Here is a 3,283-nt window from a genome sequence, read left to right on the forward strand (position 1 = left end):
CTGCCCCCGCTTTCCAGGACTGTGATTTGCAGGCCCTGCCGGCTCAACTCTTTGGCCAGGATCAAGCCAGCCACGCCGGCTCCGACAATACATACATCGGACTCGATTAAATCCTCCGGGGGTATTGAGCTTAGATCGAGGATCATGGATTTAGAATGTAGTGGGGTAGGAGGGCTTGCTTCATTCGGTCAGCGAGTTGTAAGCAGTTCTGAATATGTATGTTAACGGGAATTTTCCAAGGGGAGAGTTTACCGGAAATCGGTTTTGGAAATTTCCCGATCCAGCAGACGTAGACGATCGCATCGGGGCCGTTTAGTTGGTGGAGCGGCGCGTAAGCGCTTCAACTCGAGATGCTTCTGGGGGGGGGGCGCGTGTGACATCATTGCTTGGGGGGCGATTTTTGCTTGCCGAGAAATTCGCTCCGGGTGGCCTGCCCGTCCTCGCTGATGTTTTCACGGCGTATTACCGTGAACAGGGTCATGGCCAGGATCTTCAGGTCGAGCCGGAGACTGCGGTGCTCGACATACCAAAGGTCCAGCTCGAACTGACGCTCCCAGCTCAAGCCGTTGCGTCCATTGACTTGGGCCCAGCCGGTAATCCCCGGCAGGACTTCGTGACGCCGTGCTTGGTCTGCCGAGTAACGTTCGATGTAAATGGTGGGCAGGGGCCGGGGCCCGACCAGGCTCATTTCGCCCTTGAGTACATTCCAGAGCTCGGGGAGCTCGTCCAGGCTGGTGGAGCGCAGTAACTGTCCCCAGCGGGTCAGTCGTTCCGCATCGCTTCCCTGTCCGCTACGCATCGTCCTGAATTTCACGATGCGGAAGGGCCGTCCCCCGTGTCCCGCCCGGACCTGGCGGAAAAATGCCGGGGCTCCCATGACCATGTATTGGATTAGCAGCAGGCCCGCGAGTGGGACTATCAGGACGAGTAATAGTCCGAGGCTGACAAAAATATCGAATACTCGTTTCATCCGCTTGTGACTTTCGGGCTTATTTGTAAGTTCTACAGGATCATTACGATAACAATCACAACCGGCGGCCAGTCAACCTACCATTCGATGTGCCGGCGGAAGTTGATCCTGACATGATCGACGCACGAAATCATCACCACTCGTACTAATCCCATGATCCTAGATCCAAACGAACGCCGTTTTCCACCCTTCAAGCTGACCCGTTTGCTGACTACCTGTTTCGGCAAAGGGAACGGGGAAAAAGTCTGTGTCCTGATCGACCTGCCGAATCCGGCCGACATCGAGGACTTCAAATTTCTCGATGACGAGACCCTTTCCATCCAGAATTACGGGCACGAGGTCTTTTACAAGGGCTTCAAGGCCGGTGCCTTGGCTGAGATGAACTGGACCGGAGGCGAGATCTATGCCTACAAGGAAACCGGTGGCAGCAACCTTGACATGGAGGATGAATGCTATGACCCGGAAGGGCACCAGCTCAGTCTCGACCGGGATATTTATCCGAACTATGACATCATCCTGACTGTTTCGACTTTCTCGGCGACTGCGCCGCTGACCGCCAAGTGCAAAGAGTTCGGCTTCCGTGGCGCGACTCTGCATGGCCTGAACCAGATCATTCTCGATAGCGGTTTGGCGGTGGATTACGATGCCGTCAGTGAGGATGCCGAGAAGCTTCGTCTCGGCCTGACCCAGGCGGACCGTTTCGAGATCGACTTCCAGGTGGAAGGGAAGATCTACACCCTTATTCTCCATACCAACGGCCAGGAAGCGCAGAAAAGCCATGGGCTCTGTCCTCCGGGCAAGCCGGATGTGGCCAATCTGCCCGCCGGAGAAGTGTACTTCGTTCCGGAAAGCGCGGAGGGTGTCTTTCCCTTCAAGTACGACGAGAGTACGATCGGACTTTTGCATGTGAAGGACGGCAAGATCTACAAATCCCAGTTCGTCTATGGGGATTACGCCGAGATCGAGGCGCACAATGCGCGCTTGGCAGACGATCCGATGACCGGTGCGATCGGGGAACTTGGATTCGGGACCCAGGTCCTGCCGTTTTCAGGCCGTGATATCCAGGACGAGAAAATACTCGGTACGATCCACGTGGCGACCGGTCGCGACGACCACCTCGGTGGTAATATCACCCCGGATCTTTTCAAGGAGCACAAGAATGCCTCCCACGACGATGTCCTCTATGCACCGCACAAGACGCCGGAGATTCGCTTGCCCGAGGCCCGCATGATCAAAGACGGCAAAACCGAGGTCTTGATCCGGCACTACAAACCGGCCGAGTTCATGCTCCGTTTGCTGGAAGCGGAATTGCCGGTCGAGGCCTAAGCATTCGAGGCCGGCTGGATGAGCAATCCCTATGAGACGGATGAGCTGCTGCAGCAGTATCTCATCTTCCATCACGCGACCCCGGAACAACAGTTTCCCTATCAATTCGGGGGAGCGGATGCTTTGGACTTTCCGCGCCGTTGTGTGGAGGAGGGCTTGGATCTCGCGCGGATCCCGCAATGTGGACGGGCCTTGGATCTCGGCTGCTCGGTCGGCCGTTCGACTTTCGAACTCGCCCGTCACTGCCGTGAGGTGCTGGGGATCGATTATTCGCAAGCCTTCATTGATGCCGCCTTGCGCCTGAAGAAGGACGGGACACATCCGGCGACCCGGCTGGATGAAGGGACGCACACCACCGATGTGGCCGTCCAGATCGAACCCGGAATCGACCGCAGTCGTGTCTCTTTTGAGCAAGGTGATGCGATGCATCTGCGGGAGGGACTGGGACGCTATGACGTGGTACTTGCCTGTAATTTAATTTGCCGCTTGCCCGAGCCGATGCGGTTGCTTGAGCGCCTGCCGGAGCTGCTCGCACCCGGCGGCCAGTTGTTTATCACGACGCCTTTTACCTGGTTGGAGGAATACACGCCTCAGGCCAACTGGCTCGGCCTTGGTGCGGAAGATTCCTTTGCCGGTCTACGCGAGGCGCTTCACCCTGCCTTTCGCCTTCAGGCGCATTGGGATATGCCCTTTCTGATCCGTGAGCACGCGCGTAAATTCCAATACAGTATCGCCCAGGCCAGTCGCTGGATCCGTTGTGAGTAAAAAGACGGATTCCCCGCCTCGGCAAATCAACGGTAGCGGCGGCTGTCCCCAGCCGCCATCAGGGTTGTCGCGTCGAGGGCTGATGCTTGCGTGCCACACCGCAATGGCGTTCGGGACGAACGCCCCTACCTGTTCGGCCTTTAAATGAATCGGATTCCGTCTGTTTTGTTGTCTGCCTCGTAAGATGCAGTTGTCTTGGATATCGACATTGCAGATGAATGG

The 3,283-nt window shown here is 56.9% G+C and carries 4 protein-coding genes (1 of these 4 running past the window's edge); 2 read left to right on the forward strand and 2 right to left on the reverse strand.

The genetic code is table 11. The features are described 5' to 3' along the window. Together O2597_RS18145 and O2597_RS18150 are read right to left on the reverse strand one after the other, a co-directional pair. Window positions 1-146, reverse strand: partial view of an FAD-dependent oxidoreductase gene (locus tag O2597_RS18145; RefSeq protein ID WP_269527132.1) — the 5' end (the start) only. 1,537 nt of this gene lie to the left of the window's left edge; 146 of the gene's 1,683 nt are visible here — the first part of the coding sequence; its start codon is at window positions 144-146; its stop codon lies off the left edge, out of view. Window positions 147-379: 233 nt separating this feature from the next. After that, the gene (locus O2597_RS18150) at window positions 380-970 is read right to left on the reverse strand and encodes a sugar transferase (protein ID WP_269527134.1); all 591 of its coding nucleotides are present in this window, start codon (window positions 968-970) and stop codon (window positions 380-382) included. A 153-nt stretch (window positions 971-1,123) separates the two neighbouring features. Here O2597_RS18150 and O2597_RS18155 point away from each other — a divergent pair, with 153 nt between their 5' ends. Together O2597_RS18155 and O2597_RS18160 are read left to right on the forward strand one after the other, a co-directional pair. Continuing rightward, window positions 1,124-2,296: a M29 family metallopeptidase gene (locus O2597_RS18155; protein ID WP_269527136.1), complete on the forward strand. Its 1,173-nt coding sequence runs from the start codon at window positions 1,124-1,126 to the stop codon at window positions 2,294-2,296. Window positions 2,297-2,314: 18 nt separating this feature from the next. Next, complete coding sequence (locus O2597_RS18160) at window positions 2,315-3,061, forward strand: putative 4-mercaptohistidine N1-methyltransferase (protein ID WP_269527138.1); 747 nt, start codon at window positions 2,315-2,317, stop codon at window positions 3,059-3,061. Window positions 3,062-3,283 lie beyond the last annotated feature (222 nt).

Source organism: Coraliomargarita parva (assembly GCF_027257905.1).
GTDB classification, from domain to species: Bacteria; Verrucomicrobiota; Verrucomicrobiia; order Opitutales; family Coraliomargaritaceae; genus Coraliomargarita_A; species Coraliomargarita_A parva.

What these genes read in the sequence shown, in the direction of transcription:
- O2597_RS18150 (WP_269527134.1), bottom strand. Translation starts at nt 970, where the DNA reads ATGAAACGAGTATTCGATATTTTTGTCAGCCTCGGACTATTACTCGTC.
- O2597_RS18160 (WP_269527138.1), top strand. Translation starts at nt 2,315, where the DNA reads ATGAGCAATCCCTATGAGACGGATGAGCTGCTGCAGCAGTATCTCATC.
- O2597_RS18155 (WP_269527136.1), top strand. Translation starts at nt 1,124, where the DNA reads ATGATCCTAGATCCAAACGAACGCCGTTTTCCACCCTTCAAGCTGACC.